The organism is uncultured Pelagimonas sp., assembly GCF_947498515.1.
Lineage (GTDB): Bacteria > Pseudomonadota > Alphaproteobacteria > Rhodobacterales > Rhodobacteraceae > Pelagimonas.
Map to the genome: position 1 here is coordinate 1 of NZ_CANMKO010000008.1, position 20,785 is coordinate 20,785.

A 20,785-nucleotide genomic window follows, 5' to 3' on the forward strand; every position below is an offset into this window, starting at 1 on the left:
ATCCTGCGCAAAATCGCCGAAAACGACTACGGTAGCCTTGGCGACACATCAACACTCGCAGATCCAAGCGTGGTGGAGGATCTGATTGAAAACCGTATGAACAAGTAAACTTGGGTTTCATACCTATGAAAAAGGCGGGGCTTTCCCCGCCTTTTTTGTGCCTGTATCCAAAGGCCGGATTAACCATTCAGTAGGAAAATACCTTCAATTCAAGGCACCTAGCTGCGATATTGGTCATGATATGATAACCTAATCCGGTGGGGGCGCACTGGATGGAGTAGAAATATGCAACTCACAGGCCCTTCCTTGTGGATTGCGCCGCTGGCCACGGGACACCCCCATGGCCTTCCCGGAGCGAAGCGCCAAGAGAAACCAACGACCAAGGTTCAGCCATTGGACCAAGCCCGAAATCCTGATGCTGCGTTGACTCGCGGCCAGACGCCGGGCAATTTTTGGAAAGCAGTCAACGGTGAGCCGATCCCCGATGATCACATCGCCCCGCCCACAATCATGCAGCTGAAAATCAGCCAAATGCTGGATGAGCAGGCGCAGGAAATGGAAGCTACGGCCCCGCCTGCATTTGAGGTCACATCACCGGAGCATCCAACAGAGGACGCTGTGGAGGTTGAAAAGGCCACTCAAACGTCGCCTGAAACCCGCCCAACAGGTAAACCTGTCGAATTGTCAGAAGACAGGCCCTTGCCTATGGCGCAACCAACTCTACCCGCCTACGAAGAGGCGGCCAGCTTTTCGCGCAATGAGGTCTTGAGCACTTTGCCGTAATTGTTTTTCGGCAAGTCAGAGACAAAGAAATACGCCTTTGGCCGCTTGAAGCGGGCAATCCGGGCGAGGCAGTGAGCATCCAGCGCTGCCGCGTCTACATCCGTGTTTGTCACGACAAACGCAACGACATCTTCGCCCCATTCCGGATGGGCCCGACCCAAAACCGCAACTTCGGCGACATCGGGATGCTCTAACAACGCTTCTTCGACTTCGCGCGGATAGATATTGGTGCCGCCGGATATGATCATGTCGCGCGAGCGATCTTTGAGGGTGACGTACCCATCAACATCCATCGCCCCCATGTCACCGGTCCAAAGCCAACCATCGACCAACGTTTTTGCGCTTGCTTCCGGGTTTTGCCAATAGCCAGGCATGACAATGTCACCGCGCACCAAAATTTCACCGACCTCGCCATTCGGAAGGTCGCGCCCCTCGTCATCTGCAATCCGCACCTCGACCGAGGATTGCGCCCGTCCGACCGAGCCGAGCCGTTCACGCCAGCGTGGATGGCTCCGGTCCGTTACGTCATGACGGGACAGCGCAGTGATGCCCATCGGGCATTCCCCCTGCCCGTAAATCTGTGCAAAAACCGGGCCAAAGTGATCGACCGCTTCGATGATATCGGCGTTGTACATCGGCCCCCCGGCATAAACGATGGTGCGTAACCCATTGCCGTCGCGACCCAAGGTCTTGGCGTAGCGGGTCAGACGTTGGACCATGGTTGGGGCCATGAACATATGGGCGCTGCCGAAATGAGCGGCCAGATCAAGGACCTCACCTTCGTCGAAACCACCGGACGGGGGAAAGACATGCCGCGCCCCGGCGCGCATATGCATCATATTATAGATGCCAGCCCCGTGGCTGATTGGGGCGGAATACAGGATCGAATCTTCTGCTCGTACCAAATCACAGTCGCTTTGATAGCAATCTGACATGGTCATCAGCATGCGGTGGGTCATCTTGACCCCTTTGGGCCGCCCAGTTGTGCCGGATGTGTAAAACAGCCAAGCCAGATCATCGGGCGCGCGAAAAATGATCTGATCGGCGGGGGGAGTTGCCAGTAGGGACTGCCAAGGGTCGGAGCCGATTTCAATCACTTTGGCCGATGTGTGCTCTGCAAGAACAACAGCAAGATCAGGCGTCGCAAAGCCAAGTTTCGCACCGGCGTTTTCAATGATCCAGGCGGCTTCGCGGGGGTGTAGTTTGCCATTGATCGGCACAATCGCCGCCCCCGCATACCACGCGCCATATTCGGCAATTAGGTAGTCGGGAACGTTTTTCATGAACAACGCAACTCGGTCACCCGGAGCGACTCCCTGTGCGATTAATCCCGCCGCGATGCGCAATGCGGCCTCATGAAAGGCTCCGTAATTTGCCAAAACCTGTGTCCCAAGGTGCAAAGCGGGACGATCCGGGGTGATTTGGGCGGTTCTCGCCAGCCACTGCGCAATATTCATTCCATTCCCCCGATAATTCTTTGCGATTAAAACCTTGAAGCAAAAGGAGTGCAATCCCATGTCAGCTTTGCTTTTCACCGCCGATAGCTTGGCCTATAAGCGGGCAACCGACGTTGCGGAAAATACCGTCACGTCATTCGGGAATGGGCGAGGAACGCATGAGTAAGAAAAACCACGACTCGGATGTAGCCTTTATCAAGGCTTTGGCAGAGCTTCTGCAGGAAAATGACCTAACCGAACTGGAGGTCATGCGCGAATACGGCGAAGATGACAGCCTGAACGTTCGCGTCAGCCGTCAGCAGCAGATCACCATGACCGCTGCCGCGCCAATGGCTGCTGCTCCGGCGGCCGCTCCGGTAGCTGCGGCACCTGCTGCTGCGCCCGCACCTGCCGCTGAGATGCCCGAAGACCCTGCGAGCCACCCCGGCGCGGTGACATCCCCCATGGTCGGCACGGTTTATATGCAAGCCGAGCCCGGTTCGCCCGCCTTTATCAGCGTCGGCGCACAGGTCAAAGAAGGCGACACGTTGTTGATCGTCGAGGCCATGAAAACCATGAACCACATCCCTGCGCCACGTGCAGGCACCGTTAAGCGCATCTTGGTTGAAGACGGCGCGCCGGTGGAATTCGGTGCTCCTCTGATCATCCTTGAATAAGGACGCATCGCATGTTTGATAAAATTTTAATCGCCAACCGGGGCGAAATTGCGCTGCGCGTTGTCCGCGCTTGTCGCGAAATGGGCATCCAATCGGTTGCCGTTCATTCAACAGCTGACGCCGACGCCATGCATGTGCGTATGGCCGATGAAAGCATCTGTGTTGGCCCTGCGCCGGGCACCGATAGCTATTTGTCGATCCCGTCGATCATTGCCGCCTGTGAAGTCACCGGCGCGCAAGCGATCCATCCGGGCTATGGGTTCCTGTCGGAAAACGCCCGTTTTGTGCAGATCGTCGAAGACCACGACCTGAAATTCATCGGCCCTACAGCTGAACACATCAACATGATGGGCGACAAGATCACCGCCAAGGACACAATGAAGGACCTCGGCGTTCCTTGTGTGCCCGGTTCCGATGGTGGCGTTCCTGATTTGGATGCCGCGCTAAAAATCGGCGAAGAGTTTGGCTACCCCGTTATCGTCAAAGCCACCGCCGGTGGTGGTGGACGCGGCATGAAGGTGGCCAATAGCGCCGAAGAGATGAAATCGGCCTTTCCAACGGCGCGTTCCGAAGCCAAGTCAAACTTTGGCAACGACGAGGTCTATATTGAAAAGTATCTGACCACGCCGCGCCATATCGAAATTCAGGTGTTTGGCGATGGTCAGGGCAACGCGGTGCATTTGGGAGAGCGCGACTGCTCGCTCCAACGTCGCCACCAGAAGGTCTTTGAAGAGGCCCCCGGCCCCTGTATTAGCCCCGAGGAGCGCGCGAAAATCGGTAAAACCTGTGCTGATGCCGTGGCGCGCATTGGCTATGCCGGTGCCGGAACCATCGAATTCCTGTACGAAAAGGGCGAGTTCTATTTCATCGAAATGAACACGCGTTTGCAGGTCGAACATCCAGTGACCGAGAACATTTTCGGCGTGGATTTGGTGCGCGAACAGATCCGCGTCGCCGCTGGCATGCCGCTGTCCTTCAAACAGGAAGATCTCAAGATCAACGGCCACTCGATTGAAGTTCGATTGAACGCAGAACGCCTGCCAAATTTTGTGCCCTGTCCTGGTCAAATCACCCAGTACCATGCCCCTGGCGGCCTTGGGGTGCGCGTTGATTCGGCACTTTATGACGGCTACAAAATCCCGCCCTATTACGACAGTTTGATCGGCAAACTGATTGTACACGGACGAGATCGCCCCGAAGCGCTGGCGCGTTTGAACCGTGCCTTGGGCGAACTGATTATCGATGGTGTCGAAACCACTGTGCCTCTTTTCCACGCGCTTTTGCAGGAAAAGGACATCCATACAGGGGATTACAATATCCACTGGTTGGAGAAATGGTTGGAAGCCGGCGGCTTGGATCGCCAATAGAATCCCCAGTGAGCCAGTTTTTTAAGCCGGCTCACTTTTTTTCGCCGATACGAACCCAACTTCCTTTTTTGACTTTGGGTCGAAGTTAATATCGGGTATAATTCTAATTGAATTTAAGATTTTTTAGTAGGAGATCACGATGAAAACGCTGGTCGCATTAACAACTGCTTTCGCATTGAGTGCTGCTACCGCCGCGCCTGCCTTCGCACAATCAACAGACGACGATGATGATGACGCATTTCTCGCTGCGGCGAGCTCATCAGCGCCAGGGTCTGGTTTGGACCCGGCTGCGATGGCTGTTTTGGCTGGCGTCGGCTTGGCTTTGATCGTCGCGGTATCGGATTCAAGCTCCGGTACGCGCTAAGGATATCCCTAGTCTGGGTTTTCGAATGGCGGGCCAATGGGTTCGCCATTTGCGTTTTCGCACCTTGCACGCATGCCTACATTCTGATTACCCTGATCCGACCGCATGCTGCATTTAGCGTTTTTATGACCTCCACACCTTCTCAACCTGTCACCGCAGACCTCCTTTTGCAGGCCTATTGTGCGGGTGTTTTCCCAATGGCAGAACATCGCAATGACCCTGAACTGTTCTGGGTCGAACCACGTATGCGCGGAATTTTTCCATTGGATGAGTTTCACATCAGTCGATCTCTGGCCAAACGGCTGCGCCAAGATGACTACACTGTTACTCTCAACCGCGACTTCGGCGCGGTACTGGATGGATGCGCCGATCGTCAGGAAACTTGGATCAGCACCGAAATTCGCACGCTATATACAGAGTTGAATGCTATGGGGTTTGCCCATTCGCTTGAGGTCTGGATGGGCGATCAACTGGCCGGTGGCGTTTATGGTGTTTGCGTTGGTCGGGCTTTTTGTGGAGAATCCATGTTTTCAACCCGGCGCGATGGCTCAAAAATTGCCTTGGCCTGGCTGGTGGATTTGCTTAGCCGCTGTGGTTTTGTTCTCTTTGATACACAGTTTCTAACCCCGCACCTTGCGAGTTTGGGTGCCGTTGAAATACCCCGTGACACCTATCGGGCTAAACTGAAACAAGCGCTTCAGGGGGAAGCGGATATTCAGTCTCAGCCGCTAGCAGCATCCGGTCAGGACGTTGTGCAGCGCATAACCCAAACGTCATAACGAGGGTGGTCAAGCGGGTTAAGCGCCGGCGAAGACGCCACCATCCAGCCACGATAAACCGGTTCGGCAACGCCGGCCTCCCGGATCGTCACAAAGGCATAAGCGTCGCCCGATGGGTTACCCTTGGGGTATCGACATTCATTTAGCGTGACTTCGATTAACCCCATCGTAGCCCGCTCGCCGTTCAGCAGCTGAATGTCCGAGACTTTGGCGTTAAGCTTGTCCAAGGCGCGCAGAACCGCGCCCGCACCAGTGTTCACGGATTCCTGTGCAAACACCGGGGCCGCACAAAGCGTTAAGGCGACTGCTAGGTATTTCATTCGTCCCCACCACCCACATATTTCAACAACAAAGTCAGCAAGCTAACCGCACCCTGCGTATCCAGAACCTCATCACCCGCCGCGAAATAGAACGGTGAGCCACCGGGGGAAATTTCGACAAAATTGCCCCCCAACAATCCTTCGGATGCGATGACAATCGCGCTGTCGTCGGGAATTTCGATGTCACCGTTGATGGTCACAACCGTATCGGCGCGATAGGTTTCGGTGTTCAAGACAATGCCGGAAACAGTCCCGACTTTGACCCCTGCCAATCGCACATCCGTGCCGACGCTAATCCCTTCAAGTGAGCGGAACGAGGCGCGCAATTCATATCCGGCACTGCCAAGCGTCATGCCCGTGCTTTGCACCGCATAGAGGCCAAATGCCAAAGCGGCGGCCAAAACGCCGCCGCCTACTACTACTTCAGTTGCCGAATGGCTCATTCTGAGCTCCTTATTCCGGGCTCCAGGCCTCATAATCACGACGATCCGCTGGATCAGATGCACGTAGCGACCCGGTCGGTGCATAGGCCAAAGCAGACCCTGTCACGTTTTCCTGATGCGGCTTTTCCCAAGACTTGTGGGTCAGTTCTTTGTCACCGGGACGTTCATCAAATGTATGGTGCAGCCAGCCGTGCCAATCTGGGCTGACGCGCGAAGCTTCGACCTCACCATTGAACATCACCCAGCGTTTTTTGCCATCACGGGATTCGTAATAGACGTTGCCCTGATCATCCTCGCCCACTTTGACGCCGTTGCGACGCGTATAAAGAACGGTTGTCAGCGTACCACCGTTCCACCATGTCACGACGCGCAAGATCTTGCTGAGAATGCTCATGGACGACTCCTGTCTCTCTTGTCGCCTATATGGCGAAATCCGGGGCAAAGGTCCAGTGTTCCCGCTGCCGCAGGGTGGTAAACCGGCCCAATACGCACGGATTTTCGCCGAAAATTCGTCACGTCTCGGCAGCGAGAGCCGTAACTTCAATTTCGATCCGGTATTTCGGGTCAATCAGACCGCACTCAATCATCGTCGCCGCCGGTGGGTTTTCACCAAAGGTCGCGGCCAGAATGTCGAAACACTGTGGGAATTCATGACGATCCGGAAGGTAGTAATTGACCCGAACCACCTCAGAAAAGCTTACCCCGGCTTCGGCCAAAGCATTGCCGATAATGCCAAGCGCCGATGTGCATTGCGCAACCACATCGTCGCCCTGCCCAACTGTACCCGCAACATGTACAAACCCGCCTGCCACAACAGCGCGGCAATAGCCGACCTTCGCTTCGAATTCTCCACCTGAGGAAATGCGCCGGATGCTCATGGTTTCACTACCCTGAATTGACCTAAGATTAGGCACATGCTTGCCCTATTGATCGGCAAAATGCCACGGTGTTTTACATCACGTCCCGGATTTGAAATGTCTCAGAACACGCACATCTCGAACAAACCTTTTCGCCGCCCTGATCCAAACGAAGGGTGGTCACGTCGTGTCGAAGTCTTGCGCAACCCAATCGTTGTACCTCCGGCTGAGAGAAAATTTGTTCAGCGCGCTGGAATCTTGCGTGAAAATGGGTCGTTCTGCGCCCAAGGTGCGCATTGGCGAAAAGCGAGGCCGCTGACCACACTTCCCGACAAACCCGAAGGGCCCGTGGCCCAGTTGCCGGGCACGTGGCTTTGGGGCGGTGTTTTGTTTCGCCACTTTGGACATTTCTTAGTGGAAAGCAGTGGGAGGCTTTGGCCGATACCCGGCTTGCCCGAGAAAATCGATGGCGTGCTGTTTATCCCCAAAAGCCCTGGTGCCGGATACAAACCTGAACCCTTTCACCTCGACTTTTTTGGCATGGCTGGTGTGAGCCGCGTTTATCAGGCCGATCGTCCGCTACAAGTTGAAAAACTATATGTTCCGGGCCAAGGATTTGGGCTTGGGCAAATCATCGAAGGCACGGATCATGCCCGTGCTTATTTCCGTAATCACTTTGCCCGCAACATCAGCCCGGACGGGCCAGAGAAGCTCTACATTAGCCGGTCCCGCCTTGGTCGAGGACGTGGCAAAATTTTATGTGAAGACCATCTAGACGATCTATTGGCGGATCAGGGATATGAGGTTTTCCACCCACAAGCTCATGATTTACCGACCCAAATTGCGCGATACAAAGCAGCCAAGCAAGTTGTTGCTTCCGAAGGGTCCGCGATCCACTTGTTTGCCATGGTCGCGCGGGAGCATCAAAAACTGGCCGTGGTCGCACGACGGGTGTCGCAAGCCACCGGGTTCATCCTCAGACACGCCCGAAGCTTTGCAGCAATCGAGCCGGTTCTTGTAAACACACTGCATCGCAGCTGGGTTCCGGAAAATGAAACCGTCGCACGGTTGTGGCTCAGCGAGTTAGATTTCGCTGCTGCGCATAGGGCTTTGGCTGATGCCGGGTTTGTGAGTGGCCCAACTTGGGCCGACCCAAGCCCTGAAGAGATGGAAGTCGCAAAGAAAAAGGCGAGCGATGTGCCGCTCGCCCTCGCAATTTCAGAAGATCAGCCGGTTTAGCTGGCTTCTTCTTTTTCTTTCTCGGCATGTACCATCAATGGTTTGGCCTCAGAATTGACCGCCTCATCATTGACGACGACCTCGGAGACGTCTTCCATCCCAGGCAGCTCAAACATAGTGTCCAGCAAGATGCCTTCGAGAATGGAACGTAGACCACGGGCACCGGTTTTCCGCTGAATCGCCTTTTTGGCAATCGCGCTAAGAGCATCTTCGGTAAAGGTTAGCTGCGCGTCTTCCATCTCAAACAAGCGCTGGTACTGCTTAACCAATGCGTTCTTTGGTTCGCTGAGAATGGTAACAAGCGCGTCTTCATCGAGATCTTCGAGGGTTGCAATCACCGGCAAACGGCCAACGAATTCCGGGATCAAACCGAACTTCAACAAGTCTTCTGGTTCCAGATCTTGAAAGATTTCACCAACGCCGCGGTCATCATTGTCACGCACATCCGCACCAAAGCCCATGGCTGAGCCTTTGCCACGTTGGGCGATGATCCGATCAAGCCCCGCAAAAGCGCCACCGCAGATGAACAGGATGTTGGTTGTATCAACCTGCAAGAATTCCTGCTGTGGATGCTTACGCCCACCCTGTGGTGGAACAGAGGCAACGGTGCCCTCCATCAGCTTCAGCAAGGCCTGCTGAACCCCTTCGCCCGAGACGTCGCGGGTGATGGATGGGTTTTCCGATTTACGCGTAATTTTATCAACTTCGTCGATATAGACGATGCCGCGCTGCGCACGTTCAACATTGTATTCCGACGCCTGCAAGAGCTTGAGGATGATGTTTTCAACATCTTCGCCCACATAACCCGCTTCGGTCAGTGTCGTCGCATCGGCCATGGTAAAGGGCACATCAAGGATGCGTGCCAATGTCTGCGCCAGCAATGTTTTACCGCAGCCCGTTGGGCCAATCAGCAAGATGTTGGATTTTGCCAACTCAATATCCGATGATTTCTGCGAATGGTTCAAACGCTTGTAGTGGTTGTGCACAGCCACCGACAGAACGCGTTTCGCCTTGGCCTGACCAATGACGTAATCATCTAGAACTTCACAGATTTCTTGCGGTGTTGGCACCCCTTCGGAGGATTTCAGGCCAGCGCCTTTGGTTTCCTCACGGATGATGTCCATACACAGTTCGACGCATTCGTCGCAGATAAAGACCGTAGGGCCTGCGATCAGCTTGCGCACCTCATGCTGGCTCTTGCCGCAAAAGCTGCAATAGAGGGTGTTCTTGCTGTCACTGCCTGAATTCGTCGCCATATTGCACCTTTCCCGGTCAACGTCCCGGTTTATTCACTTTGCGGGTAACCAAAGGCACCCCCACTTCGCGCCAATCACCACGTTCCTGCCAGCTTAGGACAGGCTTCACGGCGCGACAATCGGAAAATCATCCCGACCTTTACCCATTTGGTGAGCAAAGGCCGGGATGCCCGTTTCTTATTCGTCGTCGCCGTCTTTGGCGCGCGAGGTCACGATTTCGTCAATCAGACCCCAGTCTTTCGCCTCTTCTGGCGACATGAAGTTATCTCGCTCCAAACCTTGCTCCACCTCTTCATAGGTGCGGCCAGTGTGGTGAACGTAGATTTCGTTCAAACGTTTTTTCAGTTTCAGCGTTTCTTCGGCGTGGATCATGATGTCCGTCGCCTGCCCCTGATAGCCACCAGAGGGCTGGTGAACCATAACGCGGGAGTTGGGCAGCGAGAAACGCATGTCCTTTTCACCGGCGGTGAGCAAAAGCGACCCCATCGACGCCGCCTGACCAATCACAAGGGTCGACACCTTGGGACGGATATATTGCATTGTGTCGTAAATCGACAGGCCCGAGGTCACAACGCCACCGGGGGAGTTGATATACATGCTGATTTCCTTGGACGGATTTTCCGCCTCAAGGTGCAACAGTTGGGCCACGATCAGCGACGACATGCCATCATGCACAGGACCGTTTAGAAAAATGATCCGCTCCTTTAACAGGCGCGAAAAGATGTCATAGGCCCGTTCACCGCGGCTTGTCTGTTCGACAACCATGGGAACAAGGGTGTTCATATATACGTCTAAAGGATCTTTCATCACGGTCCCGCCTGCTTGATCTTTGGATACTGCCTAAAGCCTAGGTGTTGATAGAGTCTTAGTGCTGGGCATTGGGGGCTGCAAGGGGATGGCAGGAGAAAAGCGTTTCAACTGATAATTGTGCCCTCATAGATCGGGGTTACGACCCGTAAATCCGCCGCATATCTGGCTTTTCGGTACAATAGTAGTGCACCCAAATATATAGGTGGCTGAATGCCGCCAGCCAGAACGCCGCGACAGATTGAAACAAAAATGCCGGCACCCAAAGAATGAAAAAACCGAACACATACATGGCGTTGGGTGTCCAAGTGAAAATCCCCTTTCGAACCAAAGGCTTGTCACGATAGGACGCATCAAAATGGTCGATACCAAAAGCGCGTTCGATCCCGAAATAGGTGCGCACGCTATAAAACAGATAAGCCGCAGGAAAACAGAGCAGTAGGGCGATACCGCCCCCAACCCACGGTGAAAGCGGAAGGGTGCCACGATTTGACCAGCCAACCGCAAAAGCGAGCACCGGCCGCAAGAGGATCAGAACGGCAAATCCGACCTGATAAAAGCGAAATGCATTGCGGCCCAAAAACCGCGTCAAGTTTTGGCCATCCAGTTCGAGGCGCCAGCACAGCCAGACATAAACCTGATGGATCACCGCATTTGCGACCGCCAACTCCACCCAAGTGCAGGTGCTCAGACCTAGGAAAGTGCCGTCGCCAAAACCCGGCATGTGACTGGCCACAAAAAGCAGCGCCAGCAGCAGCGAGAGGCAGAAAAAATGGAGCCCTTGCCCTTCGAAGAACGTCTTGGTCGTGGCAGGTGTCATGTTGGCCTCACGTGATGTGGATCGCTTTAACAGACACCAATCGATAGCGGTCTGTCTAGGCAATCACTCATCAATGACCGATCCGAGGTTCACCCCGGCATTGGTGGGCATCACATTCCATTTCGAGGGTCACATGGGTCAATCCGTGCTTGTGGTCCAACAGGGTTTTTACGGCGGCCTTGATACCGTCGGCATGCGACCAGGCACCGGCATCAAGAACCATATGGGCGGTCAAAGCCGCCCGATGTTCTTCCATCATCCAGAAATGCACGTGATGCAGGCCTTGCACCCCGGCAACGGATTCAGCAGTGGCCATAATGGCTTCGACATCCTGTTCCGGCGGCGTGCCCTGCATCAGGATACGCACCACACCGCCGATTTCGCCCCACGCCATCCATAGAATATAGCCAGCAATGCCAAGCGTGACCAAAGGATCGACCCAATTCCAGCCAGTGGCCATAATGACCAAACCGGCAAAAATAACCGCGACCGACCCAAGCGCATCCGCGACATTGTGGAGAAACGCGGCGCGAATATTGACGCTATCTTTGGCCATGCGCCATGTCAGAAGCGCAGTGACAAGATCAACAAAGAGCGCAATGCTAGCGACAACGATAATCATCCAACCGATGACCTCTTGCGGTTCAAAAAACCGCATGATCGCTTCGTAGATCAGATAGAGCCCCAAAACGATCAAAGTCGTCAGATTGATCAAGGCGGCCACAACCTCGGCACGCCCGTAGCCAAATGTCATTGCCGCATCAGCGGGACGGCGGGCAATTTTTCGGGCCCAAACCGCGATCACCAAACTGGCCGCATCCGAGAAATTGTGCAGCGCATCCGCAATCATCGCGAGGCTGCCGGACAAAATCCCACCAATGATCTGTGCAATGGTCAGGCCAACATTGACGACAACGGCCAAAGCAAGCTTTCCATCCCCAGCGTCCGGGTCAACATGATGATGGTGGTGATCGTGTGGCATAACAGAAAACCCATTGTGATTAAGGGTATTTGCCGATCTAACCATCTGCCCCCAAAGGGATTTCAGTCACACCGGACAGGTAACAACCTGCCCGAGACGCGATGAGGTTTCAATGGCATCAATCAGGTGATGTACGCCCAACGCCGCCGTGCCAGACACCATGGGGGGCGTTCCCGTGGCGATGGCCTTGGCGAAATCTTCGATCACGGCCTGATGCCATTCATGTTTTTCGGGTTTGGCATAGCCAGGCGGTGGAAAATGTTCGACCGCCCCGTTGCGCCAATGCAGATCCAACCGGTCTTTGTCGATCCGCATCGACCCGTGTTCGTAATGCAGCGTCAGGGATTCCAAACCATGCGGGTAGGTCGCGGTGCTGGCGGTCAGCGATCCAACGGCCCCATTGGCAAAACGCAATCCGGCGGCGGCGAAATCTTCGGCCTCCATGTCGTGCAACGGGGTTGTTGCGGTCATGGCCTGAACAGAGGCAACCGGACCGGTAAAGCTTAGCGCCAAATCGAGGGTGTGGATGGCTTGGGTTAACAACACCCCGCCGCCATCACGGGCATAGGTGCCCCGGCCCAGCTCATCGTAATAGGCTTGCGAGCGCCAGAGCGGCACGGAAATCTCCACATGTCCCAAACGGCCAAGTCGCCCCTTGGCAAGGATGCGATGCGCCATCAAAGACGGTGCGCGTTTGCGGAATTGAAACAACACCCCAAGCGTCACACCCGCATTTTGGCAAATTTGCACAACTTCTTTGGCTTCGGCCAAGGTGCGAGCAACCGGTTTTTCCAACAAAATGTGTTTACCAGCCTGCGCCAGTGTTGTGATCAAATCGATACGCACACTGGGCGGCGTTGCGACGATAACGAAATCAATCGTTGGGTCATTGGTGATCTGTGCCAAATCCGAGGTGAACACCGGCGACGGGCCATCGTAATAGGCATTGAGGTAACGCGCCATGTCCGGTGTTCGGGACAAAATTGCCTTTAGTTGAAGCCCCGACTTTGCCGCAGACAAAGCCTCGATATGGGTTTGCGCAATCATGCCCGCGCCGATCAGGGCAACACCAATCCGCCGCGATGAAGAAGTCGTGTTCATTGTGTCCTCCGCCTGCCAAACGGTAAAACAAATTTTTACAAATATGACAAGCGTTTAGGCAACAAAAAGGGGGCGCGTTTCCGCACCCCCTTGAACGTCGAACAGTCGCCCCTGGATTTACCCAAACATGTCCGACGTAATGCCCGCGTACCAACCAACGCTTTCCTCATAGGTGCGTTGACGCAGCTCGGCATCTTCTCCGGTGGCCGAAATAAATCCGTCCACTTTGGCGATTTTCTCATCTGTGGCCTGATAGGAGGCACCAACCTTGATCCCGTCATCGGTGTTGATCAATGACCAGCAGGTGTTGGAGAACTTGGCCGGGAAGACCTTTGACCCGGTCAAGGCACCACGCACCGCCATGGCGGCAACTTTGGCTTGGCTGTTGGCCGAGAAGCCGGATTTTGGCATGTCACCCTGTGCTGATGCGTCACCCAAGACATGGATGTTTTCGTCCAGCTTACTTTGCATGCTATGCGCTGAAACAGGAGCCCAGTTGCCATCGGTCAGGCCCGCAGCTTCACAGATCAAGCCCGCCTTTTGCGCCGGAATGACGTTACAGACGTCGGCTTTGACGACTTCACCATCAATGTCGACTTCCATTGTGTCCGGGTTGACCGAGACGTTTTCGCCGCCGAAATCAGGCCCGACCCGTTCGATCATACCGTCATAGTGATTGGCCCAGCCTTCCTCAAACAGCGCCTGTTTGGAGAATTTGGGCTTGGGGTCGGCGATGATGATCTTGGCGGTTGGGTTGTTGGCCTTGAGGTAATGCGCCACCATCGAAATCCGCTCATAAGGACCGGGAGGGCAACGGAACGGGTTGGGCGGCGCAACCATCACATAGGTGCCGCCCTCGGGCATCGCCATGATTTGGCGCTTGAGCAATTCACTTTGCGTCCCGGCTTTGTAGGCGTGGGGCATCTTGCCTTGTGCCGCCGTAGACCAACCGGGCACAGCACCGTCGACAAAATCAATGCCAGGGCTGATGATCAGCTTGTCATAGGGCACCGAACCGCCGCCCGCCAGCGCAACGGTCTTGGCATCGCGGTCCACACCAGTGGCCCAGTCATGCACAACGTTGATGCCATATTCAGCGGCCAGCGTGCCATAAGTGTGACCGATCGAGGACAGCTCGCGGAAGCCCCCAATATAGAGGTTTGAGAAGAAGCAGGTGTAATAAGTGCGCGTCGGTTCGATCAGGGTGACGTCGATCTCGCCCTTGCTATCCTTGGCGATATAGCGCGCAGCCGTGGCCCCGCCTGCCCCACCACCAATCACCACGACGCGTGGCTTGCCCATGGCGCGTACCATTGGGGCGCTCAATGTCGCCGATGCCGCAATTGAAGTGCCGATAAAGGCGCGTCTGTTCAATGTCATGTCTGTCTCCTCCTTGTTGTCATGTACATGCGTCACCGCATGCAAAAACCCCGCTGCCCAAGGGCTACGGGGTGAAATTGGTTTGAAATTCTTGGGTGGTCAGAGTGGCAATAGCCCGAGGGCCGCTGCCAGCGCCAATACCGTTCCCAAAGCGATAATGCGGGCCGGAAAGGACATCTGCAAAAGCTCCGATCAAAAGTGCCAGACGATTACGCCCGGCTAATACAAGGAATGACAGGACAATAACCGTATCCTGTGACACCAGTGTGATGCTTTTGACTATGCTGAACAATTGCGGAATACCCGACCCCTCCCTATCACTCGATGTTGGCGAAATAGGTTGCCAACGCCGCGATCTCTTCATCGCTGAGGCGACCCGCCATCATCTGCATCACCGGATGTGGACGCAGCTTTTGCTTGTAGGCATGCATGGCGATCACGAAGTCTTCTTCGTACCAATGCGAAATGCCCGGAATGCCGTCATCATCCCCATCTGCCTGATGGCAGGTGATGCATTCCGACGCGAGATATTCGCCGTAATCCGCATCACCAACAATGGCGAGCGTTTCGGGGCTTAGCTCAACGTTATAGGCAAGCGCGGTTGGTTCGGATTCCGGAATGTCCTGTGGGCTAGCGGAAAAGGTGCGCAGATAGGCCAGAATGTCGTGGCGATCCTCCACCTTTTTGACGCCTCGAAAATCCATATTGGTGTCTGACACCAAGGACTTCGGGTTTTGGATATACACATCCAACCGGTCAAACGTCCAATCCATCCCATCGGAATAGGCGCGTTTCAGCCCCTTGGAATACTCAAACCCCTCCATGCTGCCAGCGCGACGGCCAAACAAATCGTTGAGGCTTGGGCCTTCTTTATGCTCAGCGCCTTCACCAACTTGGTGGCAGCCGATACAAGACCGATAGAGCCGTTCGCCGCGTTCTGCGTCTCCTAACGCTTCACCCGCCTCCTCAGCCTGCGCGGCCCCCAAAGGGGCCAACGCGAGGGTCGATATCATCAACCAGCCGCGCATCACTGCGACACCGATTTAAGATACTCGATCATGGCAAGGATATCCTTGTCTTTCTTCAAGCCGTTAAAGGACATTTTGGTGCCCTTCATGTATTTCTTGGGCTTGGTCAAAAACGCGGTCAAGGTTTCCTCGTCCCAAGTTCCGCCATGGCCTTTCATGACTTTGGAATACTTGAAACCATCCTGAACACCGACCTCGGCCCCGAAGATACCGTTCAAAATTGGCCCGGTTTTGTGCTTGGCGCTCTCGCCAACCTGGTGGCAGGCTTTGCACTTTTTAAAGACCTTTGCGCCCGCGGCGACCAGATCGGCATCAAGGGCAACCACAACGGGTTCCGGCTCTGGTGCTGGTTCCGGAGCGGCTTCTGGCGCTGGCTCAACGGCGGGTTCTGGGGCGGGTTCAGGGGCTGCCATGGCTTCTTTGGGCGCGTCTTCCGCCCCCTCTTCCTCAGGCGTTACATCCAAAACCGAGGCGCGCATGGTGATTTCCACGCTGTCCTTACAGTTCTCCATGCACGGCTCGGTGCGCCATTTGGTGTATTCGGTTTCGGCCCGATCATCGAGAATGAAACCACCGGCATTGGGCATTTCGACGTCCAAGAAGGTTTCTTTGGACAGCTCGAATTCCTCGTCGATCAAATCATTTGAATAGAGGATATAGGCGACAATGGCATAGACGTCATTTGGCTCTAGCGTCTGCGCGGCACCAAAGGGCATCGAGCGATTCACATAGTCAAATGTGGTCGACAGGTAGGGCCAATAGGACCCAACCGTTTTCAACGGATCTTCATCTGCCAAAGTTCCGTCACCACCGGCCAATTTCGGCCAATTATCAACGCCTTCGGCAAAATCACCGTGGCAGCTCGCGCAATTGTCGGCAAAGATTTCTTCGCCATCAAGGGCATTGCCCGACCCATCCGGAAGACCCGTGCCATCGGGGCTAACATCAATATCCCATGCCGCGATTTCTTCGGGCAAAGCGGTGCGGCCAAGCCCATGTTTTTCGGCCAACGCTGGTGTAGCAAGAAACAGCGCAACCGCCGTCAGATTAAGAAACTTCGACATTCTCTGCCTCCCCATCGGCTTTCACCCACCAGGTCTGGATACAGTTGTTGTGATAGATTGAGTTCAATCCACGTACTTCGCGCAGCTGGGCCTTGGTCGGCTGAACATAACCGGTCTCGTCAATGGCGCGCGATTGCAGGAACATTTCCTCGCCGTTCCATTCGGTGTCGAGATAGAAGCGCGTAAGGGCTTTGTCTTCACCTTCTTTGCCAAGACGGGCGGTTTCCCATGTTTTGCCGCCATCTTTGGAGACATCAACGCGGGTGATCTTGCCGTGACCGGACCATGCCAAACCGGTGATAACCAACGGGCCGTGGCCGTGTTTGATGGGCGACTGCGGGCTTGGTGAGGTGACGATGGATTTCGCATCCATGACCCATGTCCATTTGCGCGCGGTCCCGTCCTCAAGAACATCGGTGTATTTCGAAGTCTCTTCGCGGCTTTCGATCGGGCCATCCATGACCTCAATACGGCGAATCCATTTGACCCACATGTTGCCTTCCCAACCGGGCACAACAAGTCGTACAGGATAACCATGCTCTTTACGAAGCGCCTCGCCGTTGGCTTTGAAGGCGATCAAGCAATCGTCCAAGGCTTTTTCCATCGGGATCGAGCGGCCGTTCGACGACGCATCCGCGCCCTCAACATACACCCATTTGTCTTTGAGATCGCCCGCAGCGTCCAAACCGGCTTCTTCCAGCAGCGTCCGCAAAGTGACGCCGGAATACTCCATGTTGTGGATCATGCCATGGGTGAACTGCGCGCCATTTAGCTGAGCACCGGCCCATTCCATGCCGGTGTTTGCGGCGCATTCAAGGAAATAGGTGTGGTTCTGACGTGGGAAACGCTCAAGGTCTTCGTAGGTAAAGACCAGTGGGTTGTCGACCAAGCCGTTGATCATCAACCGGTAATCTTCTTTTTTTAGCTCAATCGCACCCGAGTGATGACGCTCAAACGCGCAACCCTGTGGGGTGATTGTCCCATCCAACGCGTGGATCGGCGTAAAGTTGATCGAACTGATGGTATCGGCGGTTAGCCATTCCACGTTGCGGCGGATCACGTCGCCCTCAAACTGGATCGGTGCGCCGTATGGTGCGGCGTCTACGCCGTCGCCCAAACCGCTCGCCCATTCCTGAACTTCGGTGATAAGTGGATCGGGTGTGCCTGCACTTGCCCCACCGGCAACCGCCCCGGCCCCAAGCGCTGCGGCGCTGGTCAGGAACTGGCGGCGTGAGGGACCCGTGTTGGGTTTATCTGCCATTGTGTGTCTCCTTTCGGATCATCGAATTCATCTATGTGAATGATTTGGCGAAAAAAATTTGCCGCCAAAACGTGCCGCGAGGGCGGGCGCTTATGCGCCCACCACCGTGACAGAGTTATTAGGATCAAGTTTGATGGTGCCCTGTTTGCGGATGTGGCTTTCGACCACGTCCCAAATCTGTGGCCCTTCGGTGCCTTCGTTGACGCTTGCCCAGCCGGCAACAACGTAGTTTTTCGCCGGATCAACGGCTTCGCCGGTTTTCAACAGGGTCATTTCGGAAATCCGCTCGCCCTGTGGCTTGGTCACGTCACAACGGTAGGCCATGCCACCGATACGCACCATGTCCCCACCCTGTTGGTAATAAGGGTCGGGGTTAAAGATGTTGTCGGCCACGTCCTCAAGGATCACCTTGATGAACTCCCCGGTCATTTCAGAGCGATAAGCCTCGCCGTAGCTCATCGAGGTGACGTTCCAGATGTCTTCGCGGGTGATATCATCACCAGGAAGCAATGATGGCCCCCAGCGCACGCCGGGCGACATGGCGATGTCGGCCTCACGCTCTTCGATCAACGCGTTACAAATCAGGTCATCCCAAGAGCCGTTGAAATTCCCACGACGATAGAGCGTGCTATCGGTCTGGCCGATGACTTCGCTCAGCTGGTCTTTGTACGGCGCGCGCTGCTCTTCGATAACCTTGGTCATCACCGGATCAGGCGTGATCACATCCGAGAAAATCGGGATAAGCTTGTGGCGATAGCCCATCATCCGGCCGTCGCGGATATCCAGATCGACGCGGCTGACGAATTTGCCGTTTGAGCCAGAAGCCACAACGATGGTTTCGCCGACCAGCACCGGTTCGGGCAACGCGTCATGGGTGTGACCTGACAGGATCACGTCGATCCCGGTGACTTTGGTCGCCATCTGCTTGTCGACGTCAAAGCCATTGTGCGACAGGCACACAACGCATTCCGCGCCCATGCTGCGGACTTCATCCACCATGGCCTGCATGTTTTCATCGCGAATACCAAAGCTGTATTCCGGGAACATCCAACGCGGGTTGGCGATCGGCATATAGGGGAAGGCCTGACCGATCACGGCAACCTTAACGCCGCCACGCTCAAAGAACTTGTAGGGTTTGAACAGCTCAGCCGGTTCATCCCACTCGGAGTCAAAGATGTTTTGACCCAGTGCGGCAAAGGGCAACCCTTCGACGATTTCATTCACACGCTCGGAACCGAGGGTAAATTCCCAGTGGAATGTCATCGCGTCGGGTTTCAGGACGTTCATGGAGTTCACCATGTCTTGCCCTTCGGTGTGAAAGCAGGTGTAGGACCCGTGCCATGTATCCCCACCATCCAGCAAAATCGCATCCGGGCGGTCGGCGCGAATGGCATTCACCACGGTCGACACACGATCAAGGCCACCAACCTTGCCATAGCCTTTGGCCAGAGCTTCAAAGTCACCCGATGACAGCGCGTAGTGGGAGGGAGACCCATCTTCGATGCCATAGGCTTTGCGGAAATCCGCTCCGGTCAAATGCGGCACGGCCCCTTTGTTGCCACCAACCCCGATATTAACCGACGGTTCGCGGAAATAGATCGGCATCAGCTGGGCATGAATGTCCGTGACGTGAATAAGCGAGACATTTCCAAAGGTGTCGAACTGCAAAAGCTGGTCCTGAGTCAGGCTTTGCTGCGTGGCTGCGCGCGCCCAAGTGCCATAGCCAGACGCGCCCATCATGGCCGTAGCTGCCATGGAAACCTGCAAAAAATCGCGACGAGAGATCATGGGGAGTGCTTTCTATCTCAGGGTGTTACCGCAAACGCATTCACGATAATGAATGGATTTAGGGAAAGAAAACCCCGCACCGGGCAACCGATGCGGGGCAAAATATTAGTTACGGACGGAGGGGCCTTCGACGGCCAAACCATTCGCACGCGAGGAGACATAGAGCTCCAACGCGATAAACTCGGCCGAACCTGGGCTATAGGTTTCGGCGCGCGTATCACGCACACAGCCTTTGAAGCGCGAATGCACCCCGTTCAGCTTGGCGTTTTTCAGACGATAGGCCGGGAAGCCGTTGATCTGACCTTGGCTCAGGTGATCCGCACGAATGTAATTGCCATAGTTGTCTTCGTGGCAATTGGCGCAGCTCAGCTCGAGCTGACCGGTACGTGTATAGTACAGCTCTTTACCCTGTGCCCACATATCGGCCGCAGGGCCGTCAATGGCCACATTCATTGGCATGCCACGCGAATGGAACGACAGCATCGCTTCCATGTTGACGGCTGCACCAGCGTCGTATTTCCACGCCTCGGCCCCCATCTGGTTCACCCGGCAGTCGTTCATCTGCATCTGCAGAGTGCGGACTTCGCCAGCTTCTTCGTTCCACTTGGGGTATGTCGCTTTGACACCTGCCATCGAGTCGGCAGGATCATTGTGGCAGTCTGCGCAGGCTTTGCCTTCGCTGCCCTCAGCGGCGTTCCACTGATCCATCGCCTGATCCACAAAGATCATGCCCGGATTGTCGAAGTCGTCCAGCTGAAGTGATTGCGTTTCATCCGAGCGAAAGTGCCAGCCCGAAATCAGCTCGTCCAGCGCACCATCAAGATGGGCCGGAGCGGCGGTTTTAGTGACCAGCTCGGTGTCGCCATTGATGACCATTGTGTCATCGTCTGCGCCGCCCGCTATGGCCAGAGGTGCCGAAAGGCCTGCCACTAGGGCTAGGGCCGTCAGTGCCTTGAAATTCATATATTTTCCCTCCCTTTGAACCTGTGCCCCAAAAGCATTTTCATGCGTTCGCGATCCGGGGCACAAGAAG

Annotated in this window: 23 protein-coding genes; 6 read left to right on the forward strand and 17 right to left on the reverse strand. The window is 55.2% G+C overall.

Features of this window, described 5'->3' with window-relative positions:
- Nucleotides 1–285: 285 nt before the first annotated feature.
- Nucleotides 286–783, forward strand: a complete 498-nt coding sequence (locus tag Q1A43_RS15150) for a hypothetical protein (protein ID WP_299936535.1) — start codon at nucleotides 286–288, stop codon at nucleotides 781–783.
- Here Q1A43_RS15150 and Q1A43_RS15155 read toward each other — a convergent pair.
- Nucleotides 729–2,240 carry an AMP-binding protein gene (locus Q1A43_RS15155; protein WP_299936538.1) on the reverse strand — a complete coding sequence of 504 codons (1,512 nt, stop codon included), beginning with the start codon at nucleotides 2,238–2,240 and terminating at the stop codon, nucleotides 729–731. The two genes, Q1A43_RS15150 and Q1A43_RS15155, sit on opposite strands and share 55 nt — an antisense overlap.
- A gap of 158 nt (nucleotides 2,241–2,398) precedes the next feature.
- Between Q1A43_RS15155 and accB the strand changes: the two genes are divergently transcribed.
- The 4 genes from accB to aat all read left to right on the forward strand — a co-directional run bounded on the left by accB (nucleotide 2,399) and on the right by aat (nucleotide 5,406).
- Nucleotides 2,399–2,896: an acetyl-CoA carboxylase biotin carboxyl carrier protein gene (gene accB / locus Q1A43_RS15160; protein WP_299928861.1), complete on the forward strand. Its 498-nt coding sequence runs from the start codon at nucleotides 2,399–2,401 to the stop codon at nucleotides 2,894–2,896.
- Nucleotides 2,897–2,907: 11 nt separating this feature from the next.
- Nucleotides 2,908–4,263 (forward strand): acetyl-CoA carboxylase biotin carboxylase subunit, encoded by a 1,356-nt coding sequence (accC, locus tag Q1A43_RS15165; protein WP_299928864.1) that lies wholly within the window; start codon nucleotides 2,908–2,910, stop codon nucleotides 4,261–4,263.
- A 139-nt stretch (nucleotides 4,264–4,402) separates the two neighbouring features.
- Complete coding sequence (locus tag Q1A43_RS15170; protein WP_299936541.1) at nucleotides 4,403–4,627, forward strand: hypothetical protein; 225 nt, start codon at nucleotides 4,403–4,405, stop codon at nucleotides 4,625–4,627.
- Between the two features lie 125 nt (nucleotides 4,628–4,752).
- Nucleotides 4,753–5,406: a leucyl/phenylalanyl-tRNA--protein transferase gene (gene aat / locus Q1A43_RS15175; protein WP_299936544.1), complete on the forward strand. Its 654-nt coding sequence runs from the start codon at nucleotides 4,753–4,755 to the stop codon at nucleotides 5,404–5,406.
- Here aat and Q1A43_RS15180 read toward each other — a convergent pair.
- From Q1A43_RS15180 to Q1A43_RS15195, 4 genes are all read right to left on the reverse strand, one after another.
- Nucleotides 5,370–5,726, reverse strand: coding sequence for a DUF2155 domain-containing protein (locus Q1A43_RS15180; RefSeq protein WP_299928870.1), 357 nt, complete (start codon nucleotides 5,724–5,726; stop codon nucleotides 5,370–5,372). The two genes, aat and Q1A43_RS15180, sit on opposite strands and share 37 nt — an antisense overlap.
- Complete coding sequence (gene mlaD, locus Q1A43_RS15185; protein WP_299928873.1) at nucleotides 5,723–6,169, reverse strand: outer membrane lipid asymmetry maintenance protein MlaD; 447 nt, start codon at nucleotides 6,167–6,169, stop codon at nucleotides 5,723–5,725. The genes Q1A43_RS15180 and mlaD overlap by 4 nt, the downstream gene beginning before the upstream one ends.
- A 10-nt stretch (nucleotides 6,170–6,179) precedes the next feature.
- Entirely contained in the window at nucleotides 6,180–6,563 is a 384-nt protein-coding gene (locus Q1A43_RS15190) for an NADH:ubiquinone oxidoreductase subunit NDUFA12 (RefSeq protein ID WP_299936547.1), read from the reverse strand.
- Nucleotides 6,564–6,681: 118 nt separating this feature from the next.
- Nucleotides 6,682–7,047 (reverse strand): Rid family hydrolase, encoded by a 366-nt coding sequence (locus Q1A43_RS15195; protein ID WP_299928877.1) that lies wholly within the window; start codon nucleotides 7,045–7,047, stop codon nucleotides 6,682–6,684.
- 96 nt (nucleotides 7,048–7,143) lie between these two features.
- On the opposite strand from Q1A43_RS15195, the gene Q1A43_RS15200 reads away from it, so the two are divergent.
- Nucleotides 7,144–8,265: a glycosyltransferase family 61 protein gene (locus Q1A43_RS15200; protein ID WP_299936550.1), complete on the forward strand. Its 1,122-nt coding sequence runs from the start codon at nucleotides 7,144–7,146 to the stop codon at nucleotides 8,263–8,265.
- Here Q1A43_RS15200 and clpX read toward each other — a convergent pair.
- The 12 genes from clpX to soxA form a co-directional block, all read right to left on the reverse strand.
- Nucleotides 8,262–9,521 carry an ATP-dependent Clp protease ATP-binding subunit ClpX gene (gene clpX / locus Q1A43_RS15205; protein WP_299928880.1) on the reverse strand — a complete coding sequence of 420 codons (1,260 nt, stop codon included), beginning with the start codon at nucleotides 9,519–9,521 and terminating at the stop codon, nucleotides 8,262–8,264. The two genes, Q1A43_RS15200 and clpX, sit on opposite strands and share 4 nt — an antisense overlap.
- A 177-nt stretch (nucleotides 9,522–9,698) precedes the next feature.
- A complete protein-coding gene (locus Q1A43_RS15210) occupies nucleotides 9,699–10,328 on the reverse strand; it encodes an ATP-dependent Clp protease proteolytic subunit (protein ID WP_299928882.1) in 630 nt (209 codons plus the stop codon).
- A gap of 139 nt (nucleotides 10,329–10,467) precedes the next feature.
- Entirely contained in the window at nucleotides 10,468–11,148 is a 681-nt protein-coding gene (locus Q1A43_RS15215) for a methyltransferase (RefSeq protein ID WP_299928884.1), read from the reverse strand.
- Nucleotides 11,149–11,218: 70 nt separating this feature from the next.
- Nucleotides 11,219–12,130 (reverse strand): cation diffusion facilitator family transporter, encoded by a 912-nt coding sequence (locus tag Q1A43_RS15220; RefSeq protein WP_299936553.1) that lies wholly within the window; start codon nucleotides 12,128–12,130, stop codon nucleotides 11,219–11,221.
- 66 nt (nucleotides 12,131–12,196) lie between these two features.
- The gene (locus tag Q1A43_RS15225) at nucleotides 12,197–13,231 is read right to left on the reverse strand and encodes a Gfo/Idh/MocA family oxidoreductase (RefSeq protein ID WP_299936556.1); all 1,035 of its coding nucleotides are present in this window, start codon (nucleotides 13,229–13,231) and stop codon (nucleotides 12,197–12,199) included.
- A gap of 117 nt (nucleotides 13,232–13,348) precedes the next feature.
- Nucleotides 13,349–14,611: an NAD(P)/FAD-dependent oxidoreductase gene (locus tag Q1A43_RS15230; RefSeq protein ID WP_299936559.1), complete on the reverse strand. Its 1,263-nt coding sequence runs from the start codon at nucleotides 14,609–14,611 to the stop codon at nucleotides 13,349–13,351.
- Nucleotides 14,612–14,675: 64 nt separating this feature from the next.
- A complete protein-coding gene (locus Q1A43_RS15235) occupies nucleotides 14,676–14,873 on the reverse strand; it encodes a hypothetical protein (protein WP_299936561.1) in 198 nt (65 codons plus the stop codon).
- Nucleotides 14,874–14,928: 55 nt separating this feature from the next.
- Nucleotides 14,929–15,639 (reverse strand): c-type cytochrome, encoded by a 711-nt coding sequence (locus Q1A43_RS15240; RefSeq protein ID WP_299936565.1) that lies wholly within the window; start codon nucleotides 15,637–15,639, stop codon nucleotides 14,929–14,931.
- Entirely contained in the window at nucleotides 15,639–16,703 is a 1,065-nt protein-coding gene (locus tag Q1A43_RS15245; protein ID WP_299936568.1) for a c-type cytochrome, read from the reverse strand. The genes Q1A43_RS15240 and Q1A43_RS15245 overlap by 1 nt, the downstream gene beginning before the upstream one ends.
- The gene (gene soxC, locus Q1A43_RS15250) at nucleotides 16,687–17,964 is read right to left on the reverse strand and encodes a sulfite dehydrogenase (RefSeq protein ID WP_299936570.1); all 1,278 of its coding nucleotides are present in this window, start codon (nucleotides 17,962–17,964) and stop codon (nucleotides 16,687–16,689) included. The genes Q1A43_RS15245 and soxC overlap by 17 nt, the downstream gene beginning before the upstream one ends.
- A 90-nt stretch (nucleotides 17,965–18,054) precedes the next feature.
- Complete coding sequence (gene soxB, locus Q1A43_RS15255) at nucleotides 18,055–19,752, reverse strand: thiosulfohydrolase SoxB (protein WP_299936573.1); 1,698 nt, start codon at nucleotides 19,750–19,752, stop codon at nucleotides 18,055–18,057.
- Between the two features lie 105 nt (nucleotides 19,753–19,857).
- Nucleotides 19,858–20,715, reverse strand: a complete 858-nt coding sequence (gene soxA, locus Q1A43_RS15260) for a sulfur oxidation c-type cytochrome SoxA (protein ID WP_299928909.1) — start codon at nucleotides 20,713–20,715, stop codon at nucleotides 19,858–19,860.
- Between the last annotated feature and the right edge of the window lie 70 nt (nucleotides 20,716–20,785).

Coding starts and splice junctions, on each gene's coding strand:
- Q1A43_RS15150 (WP_299936535.1), top strand. CDS start 286: ATGCAACTCACAGGCCCTTCCTTGTGGATTGCGCCGCTGGCCACGGGA.
- Q1A43_RS15190 (WP_299936547.1), bottom strand. CDS start 6,563: ATGAGCATTCTCAGCAAGATCTTGCGCGTCGTGACATGGTGGAACGGT.
- Q1A43_RS15210 (WP_299928882.1), bottom strand. CDS start 10,328: ATGAAAGATCCTTTAGACGTATATATGAACACCCTTGTTCCCATGGTT.
- Q1A43_RS15220 (WP_299936553.1), bottom strand. CDS start 12,130: ATGCCACACGATCACCACCATCATCATGTTGACCCGGACGCTGGGGAT.
- Q1A43_RS15170 (WP_299936541.1), top strand. CDS start 4,403: ATGAAAACGCTGGTCGCATTAACAACTGCTTTCGCATTGAGTGCTGCT.
- mlaD (WP_299928873.1), bottom strand. CDS start 6,169: ATGAGCCATTCGGCAACTGAAGTAGTAGTAGGCGGCGGCGTTTTGGCC.
- Q1A43_RS15200 (WP_299936550.1), top strand. CDS start 7,144: ATGTCTCAGAACACGCACATCTCGAACAAACCTTTTCGCCGCCCTGAT.
- accC (WP_299928864.1), top strand. CDS start 2,908: ATGTTTGATAAAATTTTAATCGCCAACCGGGGCGAAATTGCGCTGCGC.
- clpX (WP_299928880.1), bottom strand. CDS start 9,521: ATGGCGACGAATTCAGGCAGTGACAGCAAGAACACCCTCTATTGCAGC.
- Q1A43_RS15180 (WP_299928870.1), bottom strand. CDS start 5,726: ATGAAATACCTAGCAGTCGCCTTAACGCTTTGTGCGGCCCCGGTGTTT.
- Q1A43_RS15245 (WP_299936568.1), bottom strand. CDS start 16,703: ATGTCGAAGTTTCTTAATCTGACGGCGGTTGCGCTGTTTCTTGCTACA.
- Q1A43_RS15240 (WP_299936565.1), bottom strand. CDS start 15,639: ATGCGCGGCTGGTTGATGATATCGACCCTCGCGTTGGCCCCTTTGGGG.
- Q1A43_RS15230 (WP_299936559.1), bottom strand. CDS start 14,611: ATGACATTGAACAGACGCGCCTTTATCGGCACTTCAATTGCGGCATCG.
- aat (WP_299936544.1), top strand. CDS start 4,753: ATGACCTCCACACCTTCTCAACCTGTCACCGCAGACCTCCTTTTGCAG.
- Q1A43_RS15195 (WP_299928877.1), bottom strand. CDS start 7,047: ATGAGCATCCGGCGCATTTCCTCAGGTGGAGAATTCGAAGCGAAGGTC.
- soxC (WP_299936570.1), bottom strand. CDS start 17,964: ATGGCAGATAAACCCAACACGGGTCCCTCACGCCGCCAGTTCCTGACC.
- soxB (WP_299936573.1), bottom strand. CDS start 19,752: ATGATCTCTCGTCGCGATTTTTTGCAGGTTTCCATGGCAGCTACGGCC.
- Q1A43_RS15215 (WP_299928884.1), bottom strand. CDS start 11,148: ATGACACCTGCCACGACCAAGACGTTCTTCGAAGGGCAAGGGCTCCAT.
- soxA (WP_299928909.1), bottom strand. CDS start 20,715: ATGAATTTCAAGGCACTGACGGCCCTAGCCCTAGTGGCAGGCCTTTCG.
- Q1A43_RS15155 (WP_299936538.1), bottom strand. CDS start 2,240: ATGAATATTGCGCAGTGGCTGGCGAGAACCGCCCAAATCACCCCGGAT.
- Q1A43_RS15225 (WP_299936556.1), bottom strand. CDS start 13,231: ATGAACACGACTTCTTCATCGCGGCGGATTGGTGTTGCCCTGATCGGC.
- accB (WP_299928861.1), top strand. CDS start 2,399: ATGAGTAAGAAAAACCACGACTCGGATGTAGCCTTTATCAAGGCTTTG.